This is a genomic window from Micromonospora sp. NPDC005710, from assembly GCF_040630995.1.
GTDB lineage: Bacteria > Actinomycetota > Actinomycetes > Mycobacteriales > Micromonosporaceae > Micromonospora.
The window spans coordinates 92,606-118,876 of sequence record NZ_JBEXYP010000019.1 but is presented as its reverse complement, the minus strand read 5'-3'; the positions used below and the strand labels follow the sequence as shown (position 1 = coordinate 118,876).

The 26,271-nt window shown below is 71.4% G+C and carries 26 protein-coding genes; 7 read left to right on the top strand and 19 right to left on the bottom strand.

Features of this window, described 5'->3' with window-relative positions; translation table 11 throughout:
• Positions 1 to 398: 398 nt before the first annotated feature.
• A complete protein-coding gene (locus tag ABZ406_RS23875) occupies positions 399 to 965 on the bottom strand; it encodes a hypothetical protein (RefSeq protein ID WP_357765575.1) in 567 nt (188 codons plus the stop codon).
• Between the two features lie 677 nt (positions 966 to 1,642).
• Here ABZ406_RS23875 and ABZ406_RS23870 point away from each other — a divergent pair.
• The gene (locus ABZ406_RS23870) at positions 1,643 to 1,984 is read left to right on the top strand and encodes a hypothetical protein (protein WP_355432776.1); all 342 of its coding nucleotides are present in this window, start codon (positions 1,643 to 1,645) and stop codon (positions 1,982 to 1,984) included.
• The gene (locus ABZ406_RS23865; RefSeq protein WP_357765572.1) at positions 1,981 to 2,640 is read left to right on the top strand and encodes a nucleotidyl transferase AbiEii/AbiGii toxin family protein; all 660 of its coding nucleotides are present in this window, start codon (positions 1,981 to 1,983) and stop codon (positions 2,638 to 2,640) included. Before ABZ406_RS23870 ends, ABZ406_RS23865 begins: the two co-directional genes overlap by 4 nt.
• A gap of 22 nt (positions 2,641 to 2,662) precedes the next feature.
• Here ABZ406_RS23865 and ABZ406_RS23860 read toward each other — a convergent pair whose 3' ends face one another.
• Positions 2,663 to 3,565 (bottom strand): SDR family oxidoreductase, encoded by a 903-nt coding sequence (locus ABZ406_RS23860; RefSeq protein ID WP_357765569.1) that lies wholly within the window; start codon positions 3,563 to 3,565, stop codon positions 2,663 to 2,665.
• A gap of 185 nt (positions 3,566 to 3,750) precedes the next feature.
• Here ABZ406_RS23860 and ABZ406_RS23855 point away from each other — a divergent pair, with 185 nt between their 5' ends.
• The gene (locus ABZ406_RS23855; RefSeq protein WP_357765566.1) at positions 3,751 to 5,541 is read left to right on the top strand and encodes a 5'-nucleotidase C-terminal domain-containing protein; all 1,791 of its coding nucleotides are present in this window, start codon (positions 3,751 to 3,753) and stop codon (positions 5,539 to 5,541) included.
• Between the two features lie 54 nt (positions 5,542 to 5,595).
• On the opposite strand, the gene ABZ406_RS23850 is transcribed toward ABZ406_RS23855, so the two are convergent.
• Positions 5,596 to 5,769 carry a hypothetical protein gene (locus ABZ406_RS23850; RefSeq protein WP_357765563.1) on the bottom strand — a complete coding sequence of 58 codons (174 nt, stop codon included), beginning with the start codon at positions 5,767 to 5,769 and terminating at the stop codon, positions 5,596 to 5,598.
• Positions 5,770 to 5,853: 84 nt separating this feature from the next.
• A complete protein-coding gene (locus ABZ406_RS23845; protein ID WP_357765560.1) occupies positions 5,854 to 7,014 on the bottom strand; it encodes a geranylgeranyl reductase family protein in 1,161 nt (386 codons plus the stop codon).
• A 147-nt stretch (positions 7,015 to 7,161) separates the two neighbouring features.
• Here ABZ406_RS23845 and ABZ406_RS23840 point away from each other — a divergent pair, with 147 nt between their 5' ends.
• Together ABZ406_RS23840 and ABZ406_RS23835 are read left to right on the top strand one after the other, a co-directional pair.
• Entirely contained in the window at positions 7,162 to 7,398 is a 237-nt protein-coding gene (locus ABZ406_RS23840) for a hypothetical protein (protein WP_357765555.1), read from the top strand.
• Between the two features lie 85 nt (positions 7,399 to 7,483).
• Positions 7,484 to 8,917, top strand: a complete 1,434-nt coding sequence (locus tag ABZ406_RS23835) for an MFS transporter (RefSeq protein WP_357765553.1) — start codon at positions 7,484 to 7,486, stop codon at positions 8,915 to 8,917.
• A gap of 162 nt (positions 8,918 to 9,079) precedes the next feature.
• On the opposite strand, the gene ABZ406_RS23830 is transcribed toward ABZ406_RS23835, so the two are convergent.
• The 4 genes from ABZ406_RS23830 to ABZ406_RS23815 all read right to left on the bottom strand — a co-directional run bounded on the left by ABZ406_RS23830 (position 9,080) and on the right by ABZ406_RS23815 (position 14,054).
• Complete coding sequence (locus ABZ406_RS23830; protein ID WP_357765550.1) at positions 9,080 to 9,640, bottom strand: hypothetical protein; 561 nt, start codon at positions 9,638 to 9,640, stop codon at positions 9,080 to 9,082.
• A 641-nt stretch (positions 9,641 to 10,281) separates the two neighbouring features.
• Positions 10,282 to 10,911 (bottom strand): hypothetical protein, encoded by a 630-nt coding sequence (locus tag ABZ406_RS23825; protein WP_357765547.1) that lies wholly within the window; start codon positions 10,909 to 10,911, stop codon positions 10,282 to 10,284.
• A gap of 14 nt (positions 10,912 to 10,925) precedes the next feature.
• Complete coding sequence (locus ABZ406_RS23820) at positions 10,926 to 12,704, bottom strand: DUF4012 domain-containing protein (protein ID WP_357765544.1); 1,779 nt, start codon at positions 12,702 to 12,704, stop codon at positions 10,926 to 10,928.
• Positions 12,705 to 12,806: 102 nt separating this feature from the next.
• Complete coding sequence (locus ABZ406_RS23815) at positions 12,807 to 14,054, bottom strand: glycosyltransferase family 4 protein (protein WP_357765541.1); 1,248 nt, start codon at positions 14,052 to 14,054, stop codon at positions 12,807 to 12,809.
• Positions 14,055 to 14,222: 168 nt separating this feature from the next.
• Here ABZ406_RS23815 and ABZ406_RS23810 point away from each other — a divergent pair, with 168 nt between their 5' ends.
• Positions 14,223 to 14,777: a low molecular weight phosphatase family protein gene (locus tag ABZ406_RS23810; protein ID WP_357765537.1), complete on the top strand. Its 555-nt coding sequence runs from the start codon at positions 14,223 to 14,225 to the stop codon at positions 14,775 to 14,777.
• Here the strand turns inward: ABZ406_RS23810 and ABZ406_RS23805 are convergent.
• Positions 14,758 to 16,221: a polysaccharide biosynthesis tyrosine autokinase gene (locus tag ABZ406_RS23805; RefSeq protein WP_357765534.1), complete on the bottom strand. Its 1,464-nt coding sequence runs from the start codon at positions 16,219 to 16,221 to the stop codon at positions 14,758 to 14,760. The two genes, ABZ406_RS23810 and ABZ406_RS23805, sit on opposite strands and share 20 nt — an antisense overlap.
• Positions 16,222 to 16,561: 340 nt before the next feature.
• Between ABZ406_RS23805 and nhaA the strand changes: the two genes are divergently transcribed.
• Positions 16,562 to 17,917 carry a Na+/H+ antiporter NhaA gene (gene nhaA, locus ABZ406_RS23800; RefSeq protein ID WP_357765532.1) on the top strand — a complete coding sequence of 452 codons (1,356 nt, stop codon included), beginning with the start codon at positions 16,562 to 16,564 and terminating at the stop codon, positions 17,915 to 17,917.
• A 69-nt stretch (positions 17,918 to 17,986) separates the two neighbouring features.
• Here the strand turns inward: nhaA and ABZ406_RS23795 are convergent, their stop codons facing one another.
• The 10 genes from ABZ406_RS23795 to ABZ406_RS23750 all read right to left on the bottom strand — a co-directional run bounded on the left by ABZ406_RS23795 (position 17,987) and on the right by ABZ406_RS23750 (position 25,807).
• On the bottom strand, positions 17,987 to 18,184 hold the full coding sequence (locus tag ABZ406_RS23795; protein WP_357765529.1) for a hypothetical protein: 198 nt from the start codon (positions 18,182 to 18,184) through the stop codon (positions 17,987 to 17,989).
• Between the two features lie 4 nt (positions 18,185 to 18,188).
• Complete coding sequence (locus tag ABZ406_RS23790; protein WP_357765527.1) at positions 18,189 to 18,509, bottom strand: hypothetical protein; 321 nt, start codon at positions 18,507 to 18,509, stop codon at positions 18,189 to 18,191.
• Entirely contained in the window at positions 18,509 to 18,871 is a 363-nt protein-coding gene (locus ABZ406_RS23785; protein ID WP_357765524.1) for a DUF1622 domain-containing protein, read from the bottom strand. The genes ABZ406_RS23790 and ABZ406_RS23785 overlap by 1 nt, the downstream gene beginning before the upstream one ends.
• A 39-nt stretch (positions 18,872 to 18,910) precedes the next feature.
• On the bottom strand, positions 18,911 to 19,498 hold the full coding sequence (locus ABZ406_RS23780) for a TMEM165/GDT1 family protein (RefSeq protein WP_357765521.1): 588 nt from the start codon (positions 19,496 to 19,498) through the stop codon (positions 18,911 to 18,913).
• Between the two features lie 217 nt (positions 19,499 to 19,715).
• On the bottom strand, positions 19,716 to 20,681 hold the full coding sequence (gene egtD / locus ABZ406_RS23775; protein WP_357765518.1) for an L-histidine N(alpha)-methyltransferase: 966 nt from the start codon (positions 20,679 to 20,681) through the stop codon (positions 19,716 to 19,718).
• On the bottom strand, positions 20,678 to 21,478 hold the full coding sequence (egtC, locus tag ABZ406_RS23770; RefSeq protein ID WP_357765609.1) for an ergothioneine biosynthesis protein EgtC: 801 nt from the start codon (positions 21,476 to 21,478) through the stop codon (positions 20,678 to 20,680). The genes egtD and egtC overlap by 4 nt, the downstream gene beginning before the upstream one ends.
• Positions 21,479 to 21,521: 43 nt before the next feature.
• On the bottom strand, positions 21,522 to 22,859 hold the full coding sequence (egtB, locus tag ABZ406_RS23765) for an ergothioneine biosynthesis protein EgtB (protein ID WP_357765606.1): 1,338 nt from the start codon (positions 22,857 to 22,859) through the stop codon (positions 21,522 to 21,524).
• 80 nt (positions 22,860 to 22,939) lie between these two features.
• Positions 22,940 to 24,175 (bottom strand): ergothioneine biosynthesis glutamate--cysteine ligase EgtA, encoded by a 1,236-nt coding sequence (gene egtA, locus ABZ406_RS23760; protein WP_357765515.1) that lies wholly within the window; start codon positions 24,173 to 24,175, stop codon positions 22,940 to 22,942.
• Between the two features lie 158 nt (positions 24,176 to 24,333).
• Positions 24,334 to 25,158, bottom strand: a complete 825-nt coding sequence (locus tag ABZ406_RS23755; RefSeq protein ID WP_357765512.1) for a hypothetical protein — start codon at positions 25,156 to 25,158, stop codon at positions 24,334 to 24,336.
• 16 nt (positions 25,159 to 25,174) lie between these two features.
• On the bottom strand, positions 25,175 to 25,807 hold the full coding sequence (locus ABZ406_RS23750; RefSeq protein ID WP_357765603.1) for an RNA polymerase sigma factor: 633 nt from the start codon (positions 25,805 to 25,807) through the stop codon (positions 25,175 to 25,177).
• Positions 25,808 to 26,271: the final 464 nt, after the last annotated feature.

Below are 26,271 nucleotides of genomic sequence, written 5' to 3'. Positions count from 1 at the left end.
CCCGGCCGGTGAGCCGGGGGCGGCGCTGGTGTCGGTGTGCAGGTCGCCTCTCGGCGAGTGGCACGACGCGGCTCCAGCCGAACGGTATTCCGCGAAGGCAATATTAGGTGAGGCCCGGGACACTGAGTCACACCGACACTGTCCACAACCAGCCCAACCTCGACGTTGTTCCCGCCCCCGCCGGTGGCCGAGGGCTGGCCGTCGGTCCCCAGTAGCCCGAGGGTTGCCCGCCGATCGACTCGCGCGGCGTCCGCTTCTGCCGGGCAGCGGGCATGCGGTCTGCGGCCATGATCAGCGCGACATATGCCTCCCGTGGGGAAACGGACGTTCCGCTGGCCGGCACCCCGGGGGTTGCGGGTGCCGGCCAGCGGTGTCGTGCTGTGGTGCTGTGCTTCGGGTCAGCTGTTCCAGTGCTGGTTGACGAGGTCGGTGGCCTGCTGCTCCCACTGGGCGTAGGCGTCCGGGTACGCCGAGACCTGCACGGTCTGCGCGGCGTCGGTCAGGGGCATGTCCTGCCACCCGTCGACCTGCTTCAAACCCTTCAGGAACGCGGTGGTGGAGTACTCGGGGTTGGTGATCTGCTCGGGGGTGCCCCAGCCGCTGGTGGGGCGCTGCTGGAACAGGCCCAAAGAGTCGTGGTCGTTGGCGTCGCCGAGGTGGCCCAGGTTGACCAGCTTCGACTCCTGCAGGCTCGTGGCGATGGAGATGACCGCGGCCCGCTCGGGCAGGCCGGCCTTCTTCGTCGCGGCGATGATCGCCTTGACGTTGGCGGTCTGCTCGTCGTTGAGGCTGATCTGGGACTGGTCGCCCTGCGGCTTCGGCGCGGCGGACTGCACGGCCACCGCGACCGGCCTCGCGTCCACGGCCGGGGTAGCGGCGTGAGCGGCGATCGGGCCGGCGAACACACCACCGGCGAACGCGAGACCAGCAACAGACAGCATGCTCTTCCGGAACATCGTGTTCATGGGGGTAGCTCCTTCGGGGGTAGAACACCCCCCACCACCAAACGGGAGGCGGTGGCAAGGGGTGTGAGCACCTCGTCCGGCGCTGCACGAACAAACGGGGAAAAAGTTTGGGAGGTCGGCGACCTGGCAAGCCGGAGGGCTCGCGGCGCCGGGACCCTGTGTAACGACCGGGGGCCTCGGTCATTCCGGGGGTGGCCCGCCCGTCGGCACCCTCGTCGAGGCGGCGCCTGCGGTCGTTCGTGGGGACTGTAACGACCGGGGGGTGGCTGGCATTCCAGCCCGGGTGACCAGGCCGGAGGCCGGCGGTGGTGCTGCGATCGTCAGGGTATGTAACGACCCCGGCCGGGCCATGATTCCAGCCCACCGGTGCACCCGGTCACACCCCCACACCACCCGACACCGGACAAACCACCCACACCACCCACGCCACCCCGACACGACGGCGTGCAACCGGCCCGCACCCGCGTGATCCACTCGGGATCACGGAAACCGGGGCATCCCGGACGGCAGGACACCCCGACATCAAGGAACGCGAGTCGATCATGGGCCGGGCCAGGGCGCATTACCGACGTAAACGGACACCGTTTCAGGTCATGACGCCGCGTCCCGCGTGCCCCACGCCGGGCGCTGCGGTCGACCTGAGCGACACCGGCTCCGGCGGGCGTTACCCTGACACCATGCAGGCCGTCTCCCCCACCGCGACCGGCGTGGCGTTCCTGGCCCGCCCGGGTCGCCCTGCTGTGGTGGCGCGGACCCTGACTGAGCTGGCCGGTCCCACCCGAGGCGTGGTGGAGCTACCGGTACGACTGATGTGGAACGCCGAGCGCACGTTCGACCTCGGCGACCCCGACCAACTGCTCTGGATGTACGAGAACGTGCTTCGCGAGACCACCCGGGCCGACGATCTGCGCGCTCTCATCAACGGGCGGACGCTGCGTCGGGTGTGGCGACTGCTCAACCTGCCTCGGGGTGTACGCCAGGCGTGGGAGAGCCGGCACCGCGGCCTGCGCGCGGCGTGATCGAACCTCATCTGCACGAGTTCTACCGGGAGGTCGCCCGGGTGGCGCTCGCCGCCGCCGGGCCGTACCGGTTCGTGCTGGGTGGTGGGGTGGCCTGGGCGGCACACGGGCTGGTCGCCCGGCCGACGGAGGACGTCGACCTCTTCGCGGACGTGGAGGGTGCCGCGGCGGCGGCGTCCGCCGGGGTACGCGTGGCCCTGGAGCGGGCCGGGTTCGTCGTCAGCGATGCCGACCCGGACAGTGAGCTGGCCGAGCTGTTCGACGGGTACGAGCAGGACATGAAGGACTTCGTGGTGAGCCGGGACGGGCGGCAGATCCGGCTCAGCCTCGCCCGGTTGGACCGCCAGCAGAGCCCTGTGGTGATGGACCTCGGCCCGGTGATGGACGTCCGTGACCTGGTCGCCAACAAGATCGCGGCGCTGGTGAACCGGCGCGAGGTTCGCGACTTCATCGACGTGGCAGCAGCCCTCGATCAGTACGACGTGACCGAACTGTTGGTGTTGGCACGGCAGGTCGACCCGGCGCTGGACCCGGACGACGTGCGCGCCGCGGGCCGTTACCTGGACCGGCTCTCCGACACACGCTTCGCCCGGTACGGCCTGGGCGCCGCCGACGTTGCCGGAGTCCGGCACCGCTTCGCCGCGTGGCCCCGCTGAACACCAGGCCGCCGGCGACGGATCACTTGGTCGGTCGACCGCCGGTGACCCCCAGGATCTCGCCGGTGACGTAGCTGGACTCCTGCGAGGCGAAGAAGACGTATGCCGGCGCCAACTCGGCCGGCTGCCCGGGACGACCCTCCGGGGTGTCGGTGCCGAACTGCTTCACCTTCTCCTCCGGCATGGTGGACGGAATCAGCGGCGTCCACACCGGGCCCGGTGCGACCGCGTTGACCCGGATGCCCTGCTCGGCCAGGTCGGCGGCGAGGGCCTTGGTGAAGTTGGCGATGCCCGCCTTCGTGGTGGCGTAGTCGAGCAGTTGCGGCGACGGGTCGAACGCCTGGATCGACGACGTGTTGATGATCGCCGAGCCTTCGGCCAGGTGCGGGACGGCAGCCTTGCAGAGCCAGAACATCGCGTACAGATTGGTCTTGAACACCCTGTCGAACTGCTCGGTGCTGATGCCGAGGATCCCCTTGTCCTGCGACATCTGGTACGCGGCGTTGTTGACCAGGATGTCGAGGCCACCCAGGTCGCGTACCGCCCGGTCGACGAGTTCCTGGCAGTGCGCCTCGTCGGTGATGTCGCCGCGGACCGCGACGCCCCGCCGGCCGGCGGTCTCGACCAGCCGGACCGTCTCCCGGGCGTCGGCGTCCTCCTCCTCGCCGAGGTAGGAGATGAGCACGTCCGCGCCCTCCCGGGCGAAGGCGATCGCGACCGCCCGCCCGATGCCCGAGTCGCCGCCGGTGATCAGCGCCCGCTTGCCGTCGAGCTTGCCGCTGCCCCGGTACGACTCCTCCCCGTGGTCCGGCTTGGGATTCATCTCGGCGGTCGAGCCGGGCGCCGACTGCTGCTGGGCGGGCTGACCGGACTGTTGCCCGTACTGGCTGGTCGGGTCCTGCTGGGTGTGCTGGTCCTCGTTCACTGACATCTCCTCGCTGCGCACGGAGGCGGGGGTCTCCCGCGAACCCTCGTCCCGGTCCGCCCTACCCCGCGTCGGCCTGCGAAAACCGCCGCAACCCTCGGGGCTGGCGTGGCGGGAGTGACAACCGCTGGTTAGGGTGCGCAAGGCGCTCACGAGGCGCGTCCACCCCCACGGAAAGGCACGTCATGACCTCTCCTTCCGGCCCGTCGCGCCGCCAGGTGCTCGTCGCCGCGGCGGCCGCGGCGACCACTCCGCTGATCGCCGCCGCGCCCGCGCAGGCGGCCGGCAAGCCCCGGCCGCGCACCTGGGACCTCACCCTCCTGGGCACGTCGGACATGCACGGCAACGTCTACAACTGGGATTACTACCGCGACGCCGAGTACGACGACAGCAAGCACAACGACATCGGCGTCGCGAAGCTGGCGACCCTGATCAACCAGATCCGTCGGGAGCGGCGCGGCAAGGCGACGCTCGTGCTCGACGCCGGCGACACGATCCAGGGCACTCCCCTCGCGACGTACTACGCCAAGCAGGAGCCGATCACCGCCACCGGGGAGAAGCACCCGATGGCGCGGGCCATGAACGTCATCGACTACGACGCGGTGACGCTGGGCAACCACGAGTTCAACTACGGTCTCCCGTTGCTGGACCTGTGGATCCGTCAGCTCGGCTTCCCGGCGCTCGCCGCGAACGCCGTCAACGCGAAGACCGGCAAGCCCGCCTTCCTGCCGTACGTCATCAAGAAGGTCTCCCTCGGGTTCGCCGCGCCGACCCTGCGGGTCGGCATCCTGGGGTTGACCAACCCCGGGGTGGCCATCTGGGACAAGGGCAACGTCGAGGGCAAGCTGCGCTTCGACGACATGATCGCGACCGCCGCGAAGTGGGTGCCGATCATGCGGGCCCGGGGTGCGGATGTCGTGCTGATCTCCGCGCACGGCGGGGACAGCGGCACCTCCAGCTACGGCCCGGAGTTGCCGAACGAGAACCCGGTGGCGCTCATCGCCCAGCAGGTGCCGGGGATCGACGCGATCCTCTTCGGCCACGCGCACAACGAGGTGGTCGAGCGGTTCGTCACCAACGAGCGCACCGGCACGCAGGTGCTGCTCTCCGAGCCGTCGAAGTGGGGCCAGCGGCTCACCCGGATGGACTTCACCCTCGCCCGGGAGCACGGCCGGTGGACGATCACCAAGAAGGCCGCCACCATGCTGAACACCAACACCGTGGTCGAGGACCCGAAGGTGCTCGCCGCCGTACGGGCCCAGCACCAGAAGACAGTGGCGTACGTCAACCAGGTGGTGGCGCAGTCCACTGTCGAGTTGTCCGCGGCGGAGTCGCGGTACAAGGACACGCCGATCCTGGACTTCATCAACCACGTACAGACCGAGGTGGTCGGCGCGGCGCTGGCCGGCACCGCGTACGCGGACCTGCCGGTGCTGTCGATCGCGGCACCGTTCAGCCGGACCGCCGTCTTCCCCGCCGGCGACGTGAAGATCCGCGACGTGGCCGGCCTGTACGTGTACGACAACACCCTGGAGGCGGTCGTGCTCAGCGGCGCCGAGGTGCGCGCGTACCTGGAGTACTCGGCGAAGTTCTTCCGCACCCTCGCGCCGGGCGCGCCGGCCGACCCGGAGCAGATCAGTGACCCGGCGGTGCCGGACTACAACTACGACGTCTTCTCCGGCCTGGACTACGACATCGACATCTCCAAGCCGGTCGGGCAGCGGATCACCCGACTGGTCCTGGCCGGCACCGACACTCCGGTGGCGGACAACGCCCAGTTCGTGGTGGCGGTGAACAACTACCGGCGCAGTGGCGGCGGCAACTTCCCCGGCATCGTGAAGACCCAGGTCTACAACGCGCAGCAGGAAATCCGGCAGCTGCTCATCGACTGGGCGCAGGCCAGGGGGACGATCGACCCGGCCGACTTCTTCCAGCAGAACTGGCGACTGGTGCGCGAGGGCGTGCCGGTCTTCTGATCACCACCCGTCGACGGGCCGTGGGTGGCGACACCCGCGGCCCGTCGCCCGTTCTCAGCCCTGCACGTTCCAGCGGATCGGGTCCTCGGACTCCTCCGGCCGGTCGCGCCCAGGATCTGTCTCGGTCAACGCCACCCGCTCGTCGGGGCGGACGGCGGGCGGCAACTCCCCGAACCGCGCGTGGCGCAGAAACGCGTACTCGTCGTCGGTGAACGGCTGCTCGGCCATCAGCGTCTCCTCCTGCTCCGCCCTGATTGTCCGTCGACCGGATCGCTCGACACCAGTAGCCGCGCGCACACCCCGTAGAGCGTCCTAGGATCCTGGGTGAGCGGTGGTGGCCTGGCGCGACCGATGCGACAACCGGTCGAGCACCGCGAGGGCGACCCGGATGGGGCGACGGCCCAGCATCTCGTCGAAGCTCGCCCGCCCCTGGCAGAACTGCACGAACATCCGCCAGCCCGGCGGGGTCGCCAACAGGGCGTGGAACACGTCAGGGCGGCGGGTGAACACGTCGAGCAGCCGGAACCCGGCCCGCATCTCCGGCAGCAGACGCTCCGCCACCGCCCGCTCGTACCCGGCCAGATCACCGGCCGCGACCGCCGCTCCCGCCAGCTCACCGGAGCGCAACGCGAAGCTGATGCCCTCCCGGCTCCACGGCTCCAGCAGACCCGCCGCATCGCCCACGACAAGCACCCGGCCGTTACGCAACGGTGAATCCTCCGTACGGCAACGGGTCAGGTGACCGGAGTCGTGCTCCGCCGGCAACCCGGTCAGACCCAACCGGTCGACGAACCGTCGCAGGTAGTCCCGGGTCCCCTCCCCCGCGCCCCGACCGGCGATCACGCCGACTGTCAACCGGTCACCCTTGGGAAAGACCCACGCGTACGAGCCCGGCATGTCGCCCCAGTCCAGCAGCAGCCGACCCCGCCACCGATCCTGCTCGGCGGGCGGCACCGGAATCTCCAACTCCAGACCCAGATCCACCTGCCGATACCGCACCCCGACGTGCCGGGCGGTCACCCCCGACGAGCCGTCCGCCCCGACCACGGCACGCGCCGCGATCGTCGTACCGTCGGCCAGCCGCAGGCGTACCCCCTCGGGGTCCTGCTCGATCGCGCGGACCGCGACCCGCTCCCGCACCTGCGCACCCGCGGCGACCGCCGCCGCGCGCAGCCGGTCGTCGAACTCCTCCCGGCGCACCATCGTCACCACCGGACTGTCGTGGCGGCGGGTGAACTCCCGGCGGCCGTCGCGGGTGAACGTCACCCGGTCCACCCGGTCGTGCGCGGGCACGTCGATCCGATCCTGGACGGCCGCCAGCGAGGTGCCGATCAGGCCACCGCCGCAGGTCTTGTACCTCGGGTGCACGGCTCGCTCGACCACAAGGGTGGAGACGCCCGCACGGGCAGCGGCGTGCGCCGCGGACAGCCCCGCGGGGCCCGCACCGACGACGACGAGATCCCACATGATCACGGAAGCAGCCTAGGGCACCGCCCCGCCACGCCCGCCGGACCCGCCCGCCGTCGCGACCGCCCGATCGGGTGTGCATCTTCGGGCACCCAGGGGGTAACCCCCGCCCGGCAACCGCCACCGCAGTGGCGGACGAGCAGAGGAGGAACCATGCAGCAGGTGCAACTGTCGGAGGCCGAGCAACGGGTGTACCAGGCGGTCACCACCCTGGAGGCACGCGGCCAGGTGCCCTACCCGGACCTGATCGCCGAAGAGTCCGGGTTCACCGAGGAGCAGGTGGTCAGCCCCCTGCACCTGCTCACCGAGAAGGGCCTGCTGCACCGCGAGGACTCACCGATGGCCGGCCTCGACTTCGGCCCCCGGTTCTGCGCCCGCCAGATGGCGTGAGCCGCGCAGCCAGCCGGCACGGTTCGCCCCCCGAAGACCCGGGTGGAAGTCCACCACGCACGACCGAGGGCCGACGGGGGGCACGATGAGCACGGCGCCGACGCCGGTGACCGACGCCGACAACCGCCGACGTTGGCAGGCCGTCGGCGTCGGACTCGTCGCCGCGTTCATGACGTTGCTCGACGTCAGCATCGTCAACGTCGCCGTGCCGTCGATCGACCGGGCGCTGCACGCGTCGTCGAGCGATCTGCAGTGGATCCTCTCCGGGTACGCGCTCACCTTCGGCCTCGTGCTGGTGCCCGCCGGCCGTTTCGGCGACGCCCGCGGTCGGCGCAACGCGTTCGTCTTCGGCATCGCGCTGTTCACCATCACCAGCGCGCTCGCCGGGCTCGCCACCTCCCCGACCTGGCTGGTCATCGCCCGACTACTGCAGGGCGCCGCCGCCGGCATCGTCAACCCGCAGGTCATCGGGATGATCCAGCAACTGTTCCGCGGGCCCGAACGCGCCCGCCCGTTCGGGCTGCTCGGCGCCACCATCGGCATCTCCACCGCCGTCGGGCCACTGCTCGGCGGGCTGCTCATCGCCGTCGGCGGAGAGGAACACGGCTGGCGTTGGGTCTTCTTCGTCAACGTGCCCGTCGGGATCCTCGCGGTGATCCTCGGCTGGCGGCTGCTGCCCGGCCGCCCCAGCGGTCAACCCGGCTGGCATCGACTCGACCCCGTCGGCGTCCTCCTGCTCGGCGTCGGCGTCGTGCTTGTCCTGCTGCCACTCGTGCAGGAACAACAGTGGAAGACCCCCTGGAAATGGGCGCTCATCCCGGCCGGCCTGGCGGTGCTCGTCGCCTTCGGGCTCTGGGAGCGACGGTACGGACGCCAGCACCAACCCCTGTTCGACCTTCGACTGTTCAGCTTCCAGTCGTACACCCTGGGATCGATCCTGGCGCTCGTCTACTTCGGCGGCTTCACCGCGATCTTCTTCATCTTCACCCTGTTCCTGCAGATGGGCCTCGGCTACAGCGCGCTCGTCGCCGGATTGGCCATTACCCCCTTCGCCCTCGGCTCGGCGGCCGCCGCCGTACTCGGTGGGCGCATCGTCAACCGCTTCGGCCGACCACTCGTCGCCATCGGACTGCTCACCGTCGTGATCGGGTTGGCCGCCACCGTCATCGCACTGCGACTCTTCCCGGACGCCCCGGCGCCCTGGGTCACCACCGGCCCGCTACTCATCGCCGGCATCGGCAGCGGGCTGGTGATCGCCCCCAACCAGACGATCACCCTCTCCGAGGTTCCGGTCGGGCAGGCCGGCAGCGGCGCCGGCATGCTCCAGACCGGTCAGCGGATCGGTGCCGCCGCCGGCATCGCCGCCGTCGGCTCGCTGTTCTTCTCGAAGCTCGCCGACAGCCGCGGTGACTGGACCTCCGCCTTCGAACAGTCCCTCATCCTGGCCACCGTCATCATCACGCTCGCGCTGATCACCGCGCTGATCGACATCTGGCGGAGCCACAACCACAAGACCTGACCGGGGTACGCCGCTGGCCGGCACCCCGGGTTGCGGGTGCCGGCCAGCGGTCGGTGTGGTGCTGTGCTGCTCTGTCGTACGGGTCGTACGGGTCGTACGGGTCGTACGGGTCGTACGGGTCGTACGGGTCGTACGGGTCGTGCTGGCGTGCTGTGCTTCGGGTCAGCTGTTCCAGTGCTGGCTGACGAGGTCGGTGGCCTGCTGCTCCCACTGGGCGTAGGCGTCCGGGTACGCGGAGACCTGCACGGTCTGCGCCGCCTGGGTCAGGGGCATGTCCTGCCACCCGTCGACCTGCTGCAAACCCTTCAGGAACGCCGTCGTGGAGTACTCGGAGTTGGTGATCTGTTCGGGGGTGCCCCAGCCGCTGGTGGGGCGCTGCTGGAACAGGCCCAAAGAGTCGTGGTCGTTGGCGTCGCCGAGGTGGCCCAGGTTGACCAGCTTCGACTCCTGCAGGCTCGTGGCGATGGAGATCACCGCGGCCCGCTCGGGCAGGCCGGCCTTCTTCGTCGCGGCGATGATCGCCTTGACGTTGGCGGTCTGCTCGTCGTTGAGGGTGAGGTGGGACTGGTCGCCCTGCGGCTTCGGCGCGGCGGACTGCACGGCCACCGCGACGGGCTTGGCGTCCACCGGGTTGGCGTGGGCGGCGATCGGGCCGGCGAACACACCACCGGCGAACGCGAGACCAGCAACAGACAGCATGCTCTTACGGAACATCGTGTTCATCAGGGGTAGCTCCTTCGGGGGTAGAACACCCCCCACCACCAAAGAGGGGGCGGTGGCAAGGGGTGTGAGCACCTCGTCCGGCGCTGCACGAACAAACGGGGAAAAAGTTTGGGAGGTCGGCGACCTGGCAAGCCGGAGGGCTCGCGGCGCCGGAACCGTAACGACCCGGGGGCCTGGGTCATTCCGGGGTCGGCCCGCCCGTCGGCACCCTCGTCGTGGTGGTGCCTGCGGTCGTTCGTGGGGACTGTAACGACCGGGGGGTGGCGGGCATTCCCACCCGGGTGACCAGGCCGGAGGCCGGCGGTGGTGCTGCGATCGTCAGGGTGTGTAACGACCCCGGCCGGGCCATGATTCCAGCCCACCGGTGCACCCGGTCACACCCCCACACCACCCGACACCGGACAAACCACCCACACCACCCCGACACGACGGCGTGCAACCGGCCCGCACCCGCGTGATCCACTCGCGTTCACGGAAACCGGGGCATCCCGGACGGCAGGACACCCCGACATCAAGGAACGCGAGTCGATCACGGCGCGGCCACGCACATGAAACCGACGAAACGGACGAGCTGGCGCCCGTCGGAATGATCCGACGGGCGCCAGCTTCCGTGCGACCCGGGCGCAGCCCGGTGGAGTGGACTAGTGCGCCGCACCACCGAAGCGCTGGCGGCGACGCCAGGCCAGGGTCAGCAGCAGCATGACCGCTCCGGCGCCGACCAGGCCGCCACCAAGCTTCATGGGCGTGCCGATGCTGTCACCGGTGACGGGCAGCGGCTGCTTCTTGTGCAGCACCCGCAGCTCGGTGCTGGCCGTACGGCCGGACTCCCGACCGGTGGCGGTGAAGGTCAGCAGACCCGTCACCGACGGCTTGTAGCTCTTGGTGAAGCGGCCCTGGCCGTTCGTGTAGGCCGTGAAGTGCAGGGGCGCGCTCGCCTGGTAGGCCACCGGAGCCATGGCCACGGTGCTGCCGTCGCTGCGCCGAGCCGGAGCCGCACCGCGGGCCGGAGCAGCCTGCGGCGTGACAGTCACGTTGATGTCGACGGTCTCGTTCGGGCCGAAGTTGGTGCCGGTCAGCACCACCGTCTCGCCGAGGTAGATCGTCGGACGGTTGACGGTCAGCGACGCGGCGGTCGGCGGGTACGGCGGCGGTTGCGGCGGGTCGGTGGTCGCGCTCGGCGTCGGCTGCGGCGCTGCCGCCCCGGCTGCCGTCGGCACGGCCACCACGGCCAGGCCGACCGTGAGCGCCATGATGATGCGGGATAGCCGCATAATTTGGTTCCCTCCTACTGATCACAGCTTGGTGCGGAATGAACTTGGGTGGTCCAAGGGCTGGCAGTGGGGGTCAGCCACAGCTCGGCCTGTCCGACGCCGGTCTTGGCCGTCAGGACGGTGACCTCCAGCGCCCGCTCGACGCCGGGGCCGATGTCGACGCTGGCCGTCGCCACCTGGCGGCGGCGTTCGGTGCCACTGCCAAGCGCCGTCTCGGCCCCGTCCAGTCGGGCCTCCAGCACCGCACCACCGGCCGGGCTGAAGATCGACACCAAGGTGCGGGCGGTGTACGGATCGCCAGCCAGGCCCAGACCCAGCACGGATTCGCTGAGTCCCGACTTCGGTGCCGTCGAGCGCAGGGTCACCCGCAGCCGTAGCTCACGGCGGCCGTCGGACCGGCACTCGCCGACCGTCAGGTTCGCCGTCGCCCGCAGGTAGTAGCCGAGCTTCGCGCCGCTGCCGTCGTTGAGGAACACGCCGACAGTGGGCACGGTGTCCTGTTCCGGAAGCGTCCCGGCCATCCGGCTCTCGCCGAACGTCCGCTGTTCCTCAGGTCGGGCACTCCAGAACAATATCCGTCGTTCGGTGATAGCACGGTCAAATGCGGACAACAACACCCGTGGGTTGACATTCTTCTTGAAGAAGGTGTCGAACACCGAGGCGGCCGAGGCCGCGAAGAAGTCGTCCTGCTGTTTGACGTCGAGGCGCTGGTAGCTGTCGTTGAGCAGGGTCTGCACGACCTTCTCGCTGGCGAGCGGAACCCCGCCGGGCACCAGCACCGGGCCGGTCGCCTTGAGCAGGTAGGACAGCACCACCGGGTCGACGGCGAGTACCCCGTCGACAGTGGTGCCGGTGCTGCGGCGGAACATCTCGCGGTACAGCGCCGCGGCGGTCGGGAAGTGCGGGGACAGGTTGACGTCGGCGGGGTAGATGCCGGGCAGGTCCGTCCAGAGGGCGCGGGTCTCGGCGGGCACCTTCACCGCCGGGGTGAACCGGCCGAGCGAGGCACTGCTGCCCTGCTTGCCCATCTTCACAGTGCCGTTCTCCGCCTCGATCATGGCGTAGGCGCCGAACATGCCGCCGGTGGCGCGCAACTCGGCGAGGTTCTGCGACACGAGCAGGTAGCGGCGTGGGCCGTTCGCGCCGAGCAGCGGCGGGAGCAGGCGGGCTCCCTGGTCGGCGGCGGTGGTCAGGCTGGCCAGCCGGTCGATCTCGTCGCGCAGGTCGGTGAGCGCCTGCCGGATCTGGCTGACCAGACCGTCGGCGTGCACCGCCGCCAGGTTCTGGCGTGTCCGTTGCACCGAGTCGTGGACGTCGGTGAGCTGCGCGGAGACGGCGGCGAGCCGGGCGAGGTCCACCCGACCGCCGGACGGCACGAGGGTGGTCAGGTCCGTCCGGAGCAGGGTCGGGAACGCGTGTCGGGCCAGTTCGTCGATGGCCACCGCGATCTGCGCGACGGCGTCGAGGTCGTCGCCGGCGATCGGCGTACGTCGTCCGAGTTGCCAACTCGGGTCGGCCGTCGCCGTCCGGGCCGCGCCGGCCTGCTCCTGGAGGGCGGCGAGCGTGCGCAGGGCGCGGTCGGTGTCCCCACCGACGATCTGGGCGCTCAACTCCCGGGCCAGGCCGGCGGCATTGAGCAGGTGAGTGCGGGCCTGCCAGCCGCGGAAGCCGATCCAGCCACCGGTCGCCAGCAGCAGCGAGCCGACCACCAGGGCGCCAAGGAGGGCCCGTCGCAGTCGGGCTCGCCGACGACGCCGGGACCGGCTCCGCTGCCGGATCGGTCGTTCGCTCACCGTCACACCACACTCCGTTCGCGGAACCGGACAGACTGTCGATTCCCTGACGTTCTTAGCACGTTCGAGGGAACTTCGTACCGTTATCGCGGTTGTCGTCCTTTAAGCGAGTTTCCTTCGCGGCTCCGCAGCGGGCTGCGCGACGCGTCCCGCCGCCTCGTGCAACAGCTGTTCGATCTGGTCCACGCCGGCGGGAAGCGACATCTCGCGCAGGTACGCGGCGCGCCCCCGGCGACCCATCTCGGTGCGGGTCGGCGGCGGGATGGTGGCGGCCAACCAGAACCTGTCGGCAAGCGCCGCCCAGTCCTCAGGTGGGCAGGACAGCCCGGCCCGAACCCGTTCGACCAGCTCAGCAGTGTCCCCGCCGGCCGACGCGATCACCGGTGCGGCACACGAGAGCGCGGCCTGGAGCTTGCCGGGCACCGTGCCGCGCAGCTCCGGAAGGTCCCGCGACATGACCAGCTGATAATCGGCGGCGGCGTACAGCTCGGGCATGTCGACGGGCGATCGCCGCTCCAGGAAGCGCACGTTCTCCGCGCCCAGCTCGGCGGCGAGCCCTCGCACCCGCCGCTCCGCCGCGCCCGAACCGACCAGGACCAGATCCATCGTCCGGTCCAGTGCCGCGGCCGCCCGGACCGCTGTCTCCAGCCCCTGCCGCGCCCCGATCGTCCCGGCGTGCATCACCACGCACCGACCGTCCCGACGGATCAGTTGGCGGGCCGCCGCTCCGGGCGTCGCCGGGTGGAAGATCCGCTCGTCGGTCCAGTTCAGCACCAACTGGACGCGGGCCGGGTCGGCGCCGGCGGCGACCACCAGGTCCCGCATCGACGGCGCGGCGACAGCGATTCGCGCCGCGGTCCGGTAGAGCCGGGTCATCGTGTTGCCCATCCGAGCCGCCCAGCGACCCTCGCCCCTCTCGTCCGCGCCGTCGCGGGCCCAGACGTCCTGCACGTGCAGGACCGCCGGCACCCGCCCGAGCAACCGGAGCACCCCGGCGGCGGCGAACGTGGTCGCCGGTAGTTGGAAGACGTAGAGCGCGTCCACGTCGCCGAGGAACCGGCGAGCGACAAGGCCCGCGCTGCCGGCGAAGGAGAGGTAGCTGGCCATCCGGCCGCCCACGGACGCCGAGCCCCCGGGGTACCGGGGCACCCGTCGGACGCTCAGCCGTTGGCTGTGCGTCTCGTGGTACCAGCGCTGGCGCCAGCCGGGATAGACGTGCCCACCCGGGTAGTCCGGGAAGCCGGTGAGGACGCGCACCTCGTGCCCACGCGCTGCCAACTCCTCGGCGAGGCTCCCCGGGATGAAGGCCGGCTCGGGCGGGAAGTGGTACGAGAGAATGCCGATCTTCACCGGTACGCCTCCGTCCCGCCGGGATCGCCGACGGCCGGCGCGGCACCACGACCGGTGCGCGCCCGGCGCGCGTACGATGCCGACAACCCCTCCCCGCACGACCACCGGCGTCGACGTACCGCCCCCGCGGTGCGGGCGCCCGTGTCCGTACCGATGAGAGGGGCACCGATGGCCGATCGCGTGTTGTTCGTCTGCCACGCCAACCTGTGCCGGTCGCCGATGGCGGAGTACCTGGCCCGCCGGCTGCTGGCCGACCGACCCGTCGAGGTGGCGAGCGCCGGCACCGACGCGATCGACGGCCTGGCCATGCACCCGTACGCGATGGAGGTCGCGACCGAGAGCGGCCCGGACCCGGCGGCGTTCCGGACCCGGGGGTTGCGCCAGGAGTACCTGGTCGACGCGACGCTCGTGCTGACCGCGACCCGACGCCAACGCTCGGTCTGCACCGCGTTGGCGCCGGGGGCGCTGCACCGGACGTTCACGCTGCGCCAGTTCGGCCGGCTGGCCGCGGCGGCCGAACCGCCCACCGAGTCGGCCGACGACCCGTTGCGGGCGGCGATCGCCGCCGCCGCCCAGGCCCGGGGACGGCTGCAACCCGCCGCCCCGGACGAGGACGACCTTCGGGACCCGATCGGCGGCACGGTGGCCGACTTCCGACGCTGCGCCGAGGAGATCGAACGGTCGCTGCGACCCCTCGCCGCGCTCATCGGGGCAGCCGGGTGAGTTCCTGGGTGTGGTCGGGGACGCCGTTGACCCCGTCGGCTGTCGCGCTGTGCCGGCCGGACGCGGCCCGGTCGGCCGGCACCGACGCCTCGGCGGTCGAGGCGACCACCCGGTAGGCCTCGTACTGGTACGCCTCCGCCTTCGCCACCTTCGCCATGTTGAGCACGCAGCCGAGCAGGCGGACCGAGACCGAGTGCAGCGACCGGGCCGCCGCGGCCACCTGGGTCCGTGAGGTACGGCCCTGCTGGGTCACCAGCAGCGCGCCGTCGGCCTGCACCGCCACCACCACGCCGTCAGTCACCGCGAGCAGCGGCGCGGTGTCGATGATCACGATGTCCGCCGACTCGCGAAGCGCCAGCAGCAGGTCCGACATGGCCTTGGAGCCGAGCAGCTCGCTCGGGTTCGGCGGGGCCGACCCGCTGGGCAGCACCAGCAGCGACTTGTCTCCCCAGCGCTGCACGACGTCGCCCACCTTCACGTCGCCGACCAGCACGTCGGTGAGGCCGACGCCGGCGTCCAGGCCCAGGTAGTCGTCGACCTTCGGGCGACGAAGGTCGGCGTCGACGAGCAGCACCCGCCAGCCGGCCTCGGCCAGCGCGATCGCCAGGTTGCAGGAGAGCGTGGTCTTGCCCTCACCCTGCAGGGCGCTTGTCACAGCGATGACCCGGGCCGGCTCGTGGACGTCCACGAAACGCAGGTTGGTGCGCAGCTTGCGCACCGCCTCGGCGCGTGCCGAGGTCGCGGCGTCTCCGACGATCAGCGGGGCGCTGCGGGCGTTGGCCTCGAACGGAATCTCACCGAGCAGCGGGCTGCCGGTGGCGCGTTGCAGGCCGGCGGCGTCGCGCAGTCGGACGTCGGCGACGCCGCGCAGGATCGCCAGGCCGATGCCGAGGATCAGGCCGACCAGGCCACCGAGGGTGAGGTTGCGGACCGGTTGCGGCGAGACGGGGTTGGCGCTGACCCGCGGGCCACTGACCATCTCGATCTTGATCGGCGTCTTGCCCTCCGGCGTCGTCTCGACCTTCTCGACGAGTTCGACGAACTTCTTGGCGAGGGTCTCCGTCACCCGCAACGCGCGGGTCTGGTCGGTGTCGGTGACCGTCGCCCGCAGCAGGACGGTGCCGGTCTCGGTGGAGGTGCTCACCCGGCGCTGCACCTCGTCGGCGGTGAGGCCGACCGGAGTTTCGGCCACCACGCTCTGCGCCAGCCGGTCGCTGCTGAGCAGGTCAGCGTACGACTTGACGCGTTGCTGGAGGAAGAGCCCGCCCTGGTAGGCGTCGGTGACACCGGTGCTGGGGGTGGTGACGAAGAAGGTCACCGAGGCGACGTACCGAGGTTGGGCCCGTACGGTCAGGAACGCCGAGACGCCGAGAGCCACCATGACCGTGACCAGCGCGACCCACCAGTGCCGACGCACGTGGCGCAATTGGCGGAGCAGGTCCATCAGGAGCGCCCCCGTGCCGGTCCGGCTACGGCAAAGAACTTCACGAAAACCCCCAAGGTCGTCTTTAAACTCGTGAAACCATTAAAGCGGTTCATACGGCTTATGTCCGGAGTTACCTATTTTTCGGCAGCGAGATGTGCTCCCGCATGACCAACCCGACAAACGTCCATTCGGCTGCGGCGACAACGGGGAAAAAAGTTGAAGGCCGGATCGGCGGCGTCGGATCGGGCCCAGCGGTCGCCGACGACCGCCCCGCCGGATAGGGTCGACAGCGGTGTGCCGGGAAGTCTGGTCGGCGAGTGGATTCCTGCCGTCCCGACCGCCGTAGGTGAGCCCGTAGATGACCCCCCGCACCCCACCCTCCGGGCCGCGTCCCCGGCTCTTCTCCCGATCGTCCTGGCCGCAGGCCCGGCACCTGGCCGACGTGCTGCGTACCGAGACCGTCGGTGGCGCGCTGCTGCTGTCCGGGGCAGTGATCGCGCTGATCTGGGCCAACTCACCGTGGTCGGACTCGTACACCCGGCTCGGCGCCGCCGTGCCCTGGCCCGGCGGCGCGCCCTGGCACCTCGACCTGGACGTGGCCACCTGGACGGCGGACGGCCTGCTGGCCATCTTCTTCTTCGTGGTGGGCCTGGAGCTCAAACGAGAGTTCGTCGCCGGTGAGCTTCGCGACCCACGTCGGGCCGCCCTGCCGATCGCGGCCGCGCTCGGCGGGATGCTGCTGCCGGCGCTGATCTACGTGGCGGTGGTGCTGAGCGCGGGCGGCGAAGGGCTCCGCGGATGGGCCATTCCGACCGCCACCGACATCGCTTTCGCGCTCGCCGTGCTCGCTGTGGTCAGCTCACATCTGCCGCAGGGCCTCCGCGCATTCCTGCTCACCCTCGCGGTTGTCGACGACCTGTTCGCGATCACCATCATCGCGATCTTCTACACCGCCGACTTCCATCCCGTCGCGCTGCTCGCGGCGGTGGCGGCGGTCGGGCTCTTCGCGGTCCTGGTGCAGCGGGGGCGTACCTGGTGGTGGGCGCTGATCCCCCTCGCCATCGCCGCCTGGACCCTGATGCACGCCTCGGGCGTGCACGCCACAGTGGCTGGCGTCCTGCTCGGCTTCACGGTCCCGGTGCTCGCCCGCCGGCCGACCGGCGAGCGGTCGACCACCGGCGACACGGTGCCGGATGCGGCCGAGGCCGGGCTCGCCGCACGGCTGGAACATCGCTGGCGGCCCGTGTCGGCAGGCATCGCGGTGCCGATCTTCGCCCTGTTCGCCGCCGGGGTCACAGTGCGCGGCACCGACCTGGGCGCTTTGCTCAGCGACCCGATGGTGATCGCCATCGTCGCCGGCCTGGTGTTCGGCAAGAGCATCGGCATCTTCGGCTCGACGTACCTGCTGGCCCGGTTCACCCGCGCCGAACTGGACGAGGACATCACCTGGGCCGACCTGCTCGGCATCGCCCTGCTGGCCGGCGTCGGCTTCACCGTCTCGCTGCTCATCGGCGACCTGGCCTTCGGGGCGGGCAGCATCGCCGACGACCGGGTCAAGGCGGCAGTGCTGCTCGGCTCGCTGATCTCCGCCGGGCTGGCCGCCACGGTGCTCGCCCGCCGCAACGTGGCCTACCGGAGGGTGGCCGAACGGGAGCGGCTGGACGCCGACGGGGACGGCGTACCCGACGTCTACCAGCACCCCGACGCGCGCTGACCGCCCCCGGCTCGGCCCCGAGCGGCGGCGCGGTACGCCCCGGTCCGGCGTCCCGCCGCGGGTTGTCGCTCAGCGGCGACGGTCGGCGGGCGGCAGGTCCTCGGTCTCCTCGACAAGCGCGTCGGCCGTCGGCTCGGTCAGATCGTCGCCCGGCACCGCCACCGCCTCGACGCGATCCTGTTCGTCGGCCTTCCCGCCCGGCGGCGGCTCCGGAGCGGTGCCATCGCCGGCGAAGCCGTACTCGTTGGGTTCGTCATGCCGGCCCATGTGGTCATCCTCCCGCTTTTCCCGTTTTACGTGTCGAGGCCAACGGTAGGTGGTGATCGTCGTCGGCGCAGCGCGCCGACGATTGTCGACCGGACCACGGCGGTGCCCCGCCGAGCGCCGCCCCGAGCAGTTGCCGCAGTGCGATGATCGCCACCGCGCCAGCCAGACCGTTCCAACCCGGCTCGCCGGCGAGCCGCAGCAGGCCGGCCGCGGTGAGCAGGTCCAGCAGTACCCGGACGCCGCTGCGCAGGGCCCCGGTGCTGAGCGTGGTGACCACCCCGCTGACAAGCGCCAGAGCGGTGACCGCCGTGACCAGGACGGCCATCACGGCCGACGCTCCCCCTCGGCCACCTGACGCTGCTCCTGACGGATCTCGCGGCCCAGAAAATAGTTCAGGGCCGTTCGGATCGTCGCGATGGCGGCCAGTTGGCCGATCTGCGCGAACGACGGAGACACCGCCGTCCGCAGCACGTCGGCCGCCAGCTGGAACTCCAGGCCGAGGGTCAGGAAGCGACCCAGCGACAGCCGGATCGGCGTGAAATGGGCGGCGGTGCGGTGTCGCAGCCCCTCGACCACGAACCGCACCGCCGCCCACACCGCACCAACGAAGATCACCAGCGCGCCGGCCACCTCCACCACTGCCACCAGCACCTGGTCGCCGTGGCGCAACAACTCGGCCGGCTCCACCCCGGGCCGTTACCCGCCCACGGGGCAGCTAGTCGGCGCTCAGGTCAGCTGGTTCACCGCCTCCAGGATCAGCCAGAGACCGGAGATGGCGAAGAGGATCGCGGCACCGTACCTGATGGTCTTCTCCGGCAACCGGCGGCCGAGCATCCGGCCGACCAGAATGGCAAGCGCGTCCGCCGCCACCATGCCGATGGTGGAGCCGAGCCAGGTGCCGAACCAGCCATACTTGGTGGCGAGCGTGATCGTGGCGAGCATCGTCTTGTCGCCCAACTCGGCGAGGAAGAACGCCACCGACACCGCCACGATCGCGGTCTTGCTCGTCTTCTCCGCCTTACCCTTCTCCTCCTCGGTGAGCTTGTCCCCGCGCAGCGTCCACGCACCGAACCCGAGGAACGCCACACCGGCCACCAGGGAGATCCAGTCGGTCGGCAGCACCGCCCCGAGACCCACCCCGATCGCGACCGACGCCAGATGCACCACCGCCGTGGCGACGGTGATGCCGATCAATACCGGTATCGGTTTGAACCGCGTGGCGAAGGTAAGCGCCATCAGCTGGGACTTGTCCCCCAGCTCGGCGACGAAGATGACGCCGAAGCTGACGACCAGCGCGGCGAAAAATCCCTCCATGACGTCCTTCCCGTTCTGGCCGGGAGGAGGTACAGGGGCGCCCTCGACCCGGCTGCAACAGCCTGAGTCGAAGGTCTCGCCCGCCCCGGGAGAACCGGGGCCGCGTGGCCGGATGCGGAACGCACCAGTATGTCGACCACGACATTGGGGGCTACTCCCCTTCGCGGGACAAGCCTATCGGATCACCGCCCAGCCCGGTCGTGCCGGGTGAACTGGCTCACCGCGCTCGCGCCAGCGTCACGCCGAAAAGCCCGTCCGGATCGGTCCAGAATTCCGCCGTGGCGAAGCCCGCCGACGCCAGCTCCGCGGCGATCCCCTCCCGGTGGAACTTCGCCGAGACCTCGGTCCGCAGCTCCTCCCCCGCCGCGAAGTCGACAGTCAGCCCCAGCACCCGCACGCTCATCGGCCGGGTCGCCCGCAACCGCATCTCGATCCACTCGTGGTCCGGATCCCAGACGGCGACATGTTCGAAGGCCGCCGGGTCGAAGTCGGCTGCCAACTCCCGATTGATCACGTGCAGCACGTTGCGGTTGAACTCGGCGGTGACCCCGGCGGCGTCGTCGTACGCGGGCACCATCACCGACGGGTCCTTCACCAGGTCCGTGCCGAGCAACAGCCAGTCGCCGACCTCCAGCGCGGCGCGCATCGCCGCCAGGAACTCGGCCCGCTCGGCGGGCAACAGGTTGCCGATGGTGCCACCGAGGAACACCACCAACCGCCGTCCGCCGGTGGGCAACCGGTCCAGTTGCCGGGTGAAGTCCCCCACGATGCCCCGGACCCGCAGGCGGGGATAGTCGGCGGCGATCTGGGCGGTGGACCCGCGCAGCGCACTCACCGACACGTCGAGCGGAACGAACGTGCCAAGCCCGCCCCGACGGGTGAACGCGTCCAGCAGCAGCCGGGTCTTCTCCGACGACCCGGAGCCCAACTCGATGAGCGTCTTGGCCCCGGTCAACGTCGCGATGTCGGGGGCGTGCGCGGCCAGCACGGCCCGTTCGGCACGGGTCGGGTAGTACTCGGGCAGACGGGTGATCTCCTCGAACAGCTCGCTGCCCCGGGCGTCGTAGAACCACTTCGGCGGCAGCCACTTCCGCCCGGCGCTCAGCCCGGCCCGGACGTCGTCGCGCAGGCCGCGCTCCAGGTCGCCCTCTTCGAGGTAGATCTCCAGGGGTTCCGCGGTCATCGGCTCGCTCCTTTGTTCGACAAACAGTCGTCGACCGGCCCGGGACGGCGCACCGGGGTCGGCAGTGGACGTACCCGCACCTCACCCGCGGTGGCGACGACGAGGTGCCCCTCCGGCACCGACCGCCACCCGGGATCGTCGTCGTGCGGCTCGGAGGCGAGCAGCACCGAATTCGGCGTCTCGCGGACCGACAACCCATGCCCCGCCACGCTTGCCACCACCCGCTGCCCGTCGGTGAGCAGCAGGTTGAGGCGCGACCCCGGTGCGGCGGCGGCCACGTCGGTCACCGTCCGCCCCACCGCCTCGGCCGGGTCGGCACCAGCGCGCAACCGGTGCCGCACCAGCGCCCAGAGCAACGCCGAGTCGGTGGCGGCATCCAGGGTGAGCAGGTCACGCACCGGCAGACCGGCGGCGAGCGGCACCACAGCGTCCGGCCAGCCGCGGACCACACCGTTGTGGCTGAACAGCCAGCGCCCCTCGGCGAAGGGCGCCGCCGCGTCGTCGAGCACCGCCATCCCGACAGTGGCCGAACGCACCGCCGCCACCACCGCCGCGCTGCGGGTCACCGCCGCGAGCTGGGCGATCGTCGGATCACTCCAGATCGGCTGCGCCCGCCGGTACCGCACCGGCTCACCCGCACCCGGGTACCAGCCCACACCGAACCCGTCGGCGTTGATCGTGCCGCCACCCCGCATGTCACGAGGCGCCCAGGACTGCCGCACCAGCGAGTGCGGAGGGTCGAACAACAACTCGGCAAGGGTGACCGGCGGCCCCAGGTAGGCAAGGTGGCGACACATCAGCGCCCCCGGCCCGCCGTCGGGCCGCCGCTCGTACGGCGACTCACCGGTCCGACTCGTCCGGTCGCGCGTCCCGGGCACAGCGGAAACCGCTGAAGATCTGCCGGCGGATCGGATAGTCCCAGTTGCGGAAGGTGCCCCGACAGGCAGAACGATCGGTGCCGAACGAGCCACCGCGCAGCACCCGGTGGTCACCGCCGAAGAACACCTCCGAATACTCCCGGTACGGGAACGCGGAGAACCCCGGATGCCCGTCGAACGCCGTCGAGGTCCACTCCCAGACATCCCCGATGAGCTGGTGCACACCCAACGGCGACGCCCCAGCCGGGTACGCGCCCACCGGCGCCGGGCGCAGATGGCGCTGATCGAGGTTGGCGTGCGCCTCGGTCGGGTCGTCGTCCCCCCAGGGGTAACGGCGTGACCGCCCGGTCGCCGGATCCCACCGGGCCGCCTTCTCCCACTCCGCCTCCGTCGGCAGCCTCTTACCCGCCCACGCCGCGTACGCCTGCGCCTCGTACCAGCACACATGCACCACCGGCTCGTCGACGCGCACCCGCGCCCACTGACCGAAACGCCGGTACGACCAGTCGTCGCCGTCGGAACGCCAGTGCATCGGGGCGATGAGCTGCTCCCGAACACGATGCTCCCAACCCGCGGGGCTCCACCAACGCTGCTCGGAGTAGCCACCGTCGGCGATGAACGCCGCGTACTGGCCGTTCGTCACCGGGGCGGCGTCAATGACGTACGCCGGCAGGTCGACCCGGTGCGCCGGACGTTCGTTGTCCAACGCCCACGGGTCGGTGTCGGTGCCCATCGTGAACGCACCGGCCGGCACCAGCACCTCCGCGCCGACCCGGGCCGACGGCTCAGGCGGCGCCGGGGCGTGCAACACCGTCAGCCCCTCGCGCAGCTGGTGGGTGGCGAGCATGGTCTCGTCGTGCTGCTGCTCGTGCTGCACGATCATGCCGAAGGCGAAGCCGTCGGCCACCAACTGTCGCTCCGTGAAGGTCACCGTGTCGAGCAGGTCGTGCACCTTGTCGCGGACGGTCGCCAGATAGGCGCGCGCCTCCGCGGGCGCCAACAGGGGCAACGCCGGGCGGTCCCGGCGCGGCTGCTTGAACGCGTCGTACAACTCGTCGATGTCACACCGGACCGGCTCCCGGCCCCCGACGTCCCGCACCAACCAGAGCTCCTCCTGATTTCCGACGTGGGCAAGATCCCAGACCAGCGGGGACATCAGCGGCGAGTGCTGGCTCATCAGATCGCCGTCGTCGACCACCTCGGTCAACAACGTGGTGCGGGCCCGGGCCCGGGCCAACTCCACAGCGATGCGGTCGCGCAACCGCTCCCCGTCGACCCGACCCGACTGCGAGGCTCGCAACCCCGGCTCACTCCTCGCGCTCACCGAGCCGCCCTCCGTTCGCGACTGCGAGGCTCGCAACCCCGGCTCACTCCTCGCGCTCACTGGTCTCCCCTTTCTGCGGCGGCCAGCCGCCGTCGTACACCTCGCTGGATCTCGTCGTGGGTGCCGGCCGACAGCTCCAGCCGGGGTAGGGCGGTCAGGGACAGGTCGAGCAGGGCCGCCGCGGCGGCGGCCAGCGCCGGGTCGGCGAGGCCGTGCCGGGCGGCGACCGACCAGCTCTCCGCCACGGGCGCGGCCACCGCGTACGCCTCGCGCACGGTGCCCGGGTCACCGAACAGGGCGGTCAGCACCGCCAACGGCAGCCGCCAGTCCCGATCGGGTTGGGCGTCCAGATAGCGCAACTCCAGGTAGCCGCGCGGCCGCACCGGCGGGAAGAGAGTGCTGACGTGGTAGTCGAGGTCGTCGGTGGTGGGCGGTTGGGGCAGCGCGCCGTCGAGCCAGTCGGCAAAGGTCACGCCGGGTGGCGCGGCCCAGTCGGCGTCGTGTCGGCGCAGACAGAGCAGCGGCGCGGCCAGCACGTAGCTGATCCAGGTGTCGGTCGGATCGTCCCCGGCACGCGCGGGCGACCAGACCGGACGGGTGCGGGCCGGGTCGATGGCCAGCCAGGCGGCCATCCGGGCGGAAGCCCAACCGGTGCGTCGACCGGCGTGTCGAGCGGCGGAGGCGAACGTCGCGAGCAGGGCGGGCCCGACCGCGTGGGCGGCGGCCCAGCGGTCGGCGACCTGGTCGGGCTCGCCGGCGTCGAGGCAGATCTGCAGGCCGGCGGTGCTGTACATCATTGTGCGGCCGGCCAGGCCACGGCGGTCGAACGCAACGCGCATCGCGCTGTAGCGGGGGGTTTCCACCACCGGGCGGGGCCGTCGGTGGGGATCGATGCCGCTGCGGCCGAGGATCAGCCCGGCGGCGGCCAGCAGGTCGGTGACCTGGGCGATATCGGCCTCGGTGGCGTTGATCAGCGCGGCGACCGAGGGGCGGGGCGGGGTGGAGATTTCCAACTGGCCACCCGGCTCCAGGGTGACCATCCCGCCGTGTCGTAGCGGCTCGGCCGGGCTGGTCGCATCCAGCGTGGTGGGGCTGTGCCGCCCCAGCGCCGCCCGCAGCCGCGTCACGTCGACGGGTCGGGCGGGATCGGCGGCGTCGTGCACGGTCCATTCCAGTTCGACGCCGGTGTAGGTGGGTGGGCCGGTCTTGAAGCAGATCCGAGCCAGGTGTCGGACTGCGGCTGCGGACTCGCGCAGAATGGCGCTGCGGTCCAGGTCGGGTGACGTCACCAAGGGTCCTGCCCCCTCTCCGTGCGCCGGGTCCGGCACACTGTGCCACCGTAAACCCACCCACCGACACCGTCGGGGGCGAGCACGGTGCCACCAACCTCTGTCTAACAGACGAATTTCCGGTACAGGGCGGAACCACACCGCCGCAACCGGCCCGTCCCTCAACCGCCCGTGCGGTGCCCCGGTCGCGGCGGCGACGGTGGCGCCTTCGTCGATGGGGACGGCTTGCCCTTCGCCGACTCGGAGGGCGCGACCGGCACCGATTCGGTCGGCTTCGGTTCGGCCACCAGCCGCTGGCAGTACGCCTCGACCTCGGCCGGGCCGCCGGCGGCGGTCACCAGCCGCTGGAAGGCAGGTGTGCGCAGTGCCTTCTCCCGCTGCTCGGGCTTCTTCGCCCGCCACGCGCGACACAGCCCGTGCAACTGCTCGGCAGGGGCGGGGCTGACCGGTGGTGTGGCGGTGACCGGCGAGGGCGCCACCGGCGACGGGGCACCGGGGGTGACCGGCCGACCGGTCGCGGCCGAACGGGTTTCGCTGTGGTGCGGCGAGGGTGACGGGCGCGACGGCGCCGGGACGACCGGGTCCGGCGCCCGGTCCCTTGTGACAGCGGCGAAGGCGGCCCCGGCGGTGGCGGTGGCCGCCACGGCGCCGATCCAGGCGACCGCGCCGGTGGTCACCCGGCGGCGGTGGGGCCGCTGCGGCACGGCCGGCGACGGGTCGGCCCGGGCGGCCCGGAACCCGGCAAGCGCGGCCTCCTCGCCGGCCAACTCGCCCGGGCGGACGGGGCCGGCCGCCGCGGCGAGCAACGCGGCCACCGGCTCGGCCGGGGGCACGTTCGGGGCACCCGGAGGCGCCTCGGGTGCCCTCGCCTCGGCTTGCGGGGGCGCGGCGGAGCGGGCCTGATCCGGCGTGGCGTCCAGCCGGGCGTGGGCCGAGTCGAGCAGCCGCTCGGCGTCGGCGCGGTCGGCCCGCCGGAACGGGTTCATCGGGAGTCCCCTCACGTCAGCCGTCCGCCGGTTCGACGTGCGATGCCCGTACGGCGGGACCGCCCCCGGTGCGCGGTGGGGGCACCGCCTCGACCCCGGTCGGTGACCCGGCCGGGTGGTCCCGCTCGAGCAGGACCGCGAGCCGCCGAAGGCCGCGGTGGGCGGCGGTCCGCACGGCACCGGCCCGGCGACCCAGCACCCGGCCGGCGGATCCCGCGTCCAGCCCGATCACGGCCCGCAGCAGGACCGCCTCGGCCTCCCGGGGCGGCAGGGTGGCGATCAGCGCGAGGGCGGTCTCGGTGCCGATCGTCTCGCTGGCTCGCTCGGCGGTGTCCGCGTCGCTGGCCAGATCGACGAGCGACTGCACCGGGACGGGGAGCGCGGGGCGGCGGCGCATCCGGCGCAGGTGGTCCATCGCGCGGTTACGGGCGACGGTGACCGCCCAGGCCCGGAACTCACCTCCGGTGAAGCCGGGCAGGTCACGGGAGATCTGGAGCCAGGTCTCGGAGGCGACGTCCTCGGCGTCGGCCCCGACGAGCGCGGTCAGATACCGCAGCAGCCCGGGCTGGAGGCTGCGGTAGAGGAAGCGGAACGCCTCCTCGTCTCCGGCCTGCGCGGCGCTGACCGCCTCCGACAGGTCGGCGGTCATGAGCGGCCCACGCATCGCCGGGAACGTGCCGACCCGGCCCAACGCGCCGGGGCAGGCCGCACGGTACGAACCGTCCGTCCGATCAGCACCCGCACCCACACCGCCCTCCGCCGCTCTGATTGCGCCCGCGACAATGATTGCCGACTGTCGTGTCCGGGGCCGACGCCAGGGTGGTCGATCGCCGCGCTGCCCGCAGAGGTAAGCGGGCGGGCCCGAGCCGGGCTAACGCTAAGAGGGGGCCCTCGAAGCGACAAGTCGGCGTCGTGTCACGGAAGAGTGACAATTATCAACCCGCCGCGACGGCGCGTTGTCGTAACGGCGCGTGAGCAGGAGACGCCAATGGCTTCCAGAGAGGGTTCCCAGCTACCTTTCAGGGCTCGGACGACGGAAATTGTCGCTTTTCGTGACAGCACACCTCCGTAGCGTCACCGGGACCGAGCGTCCACACTGGTCAGCCGGACCAG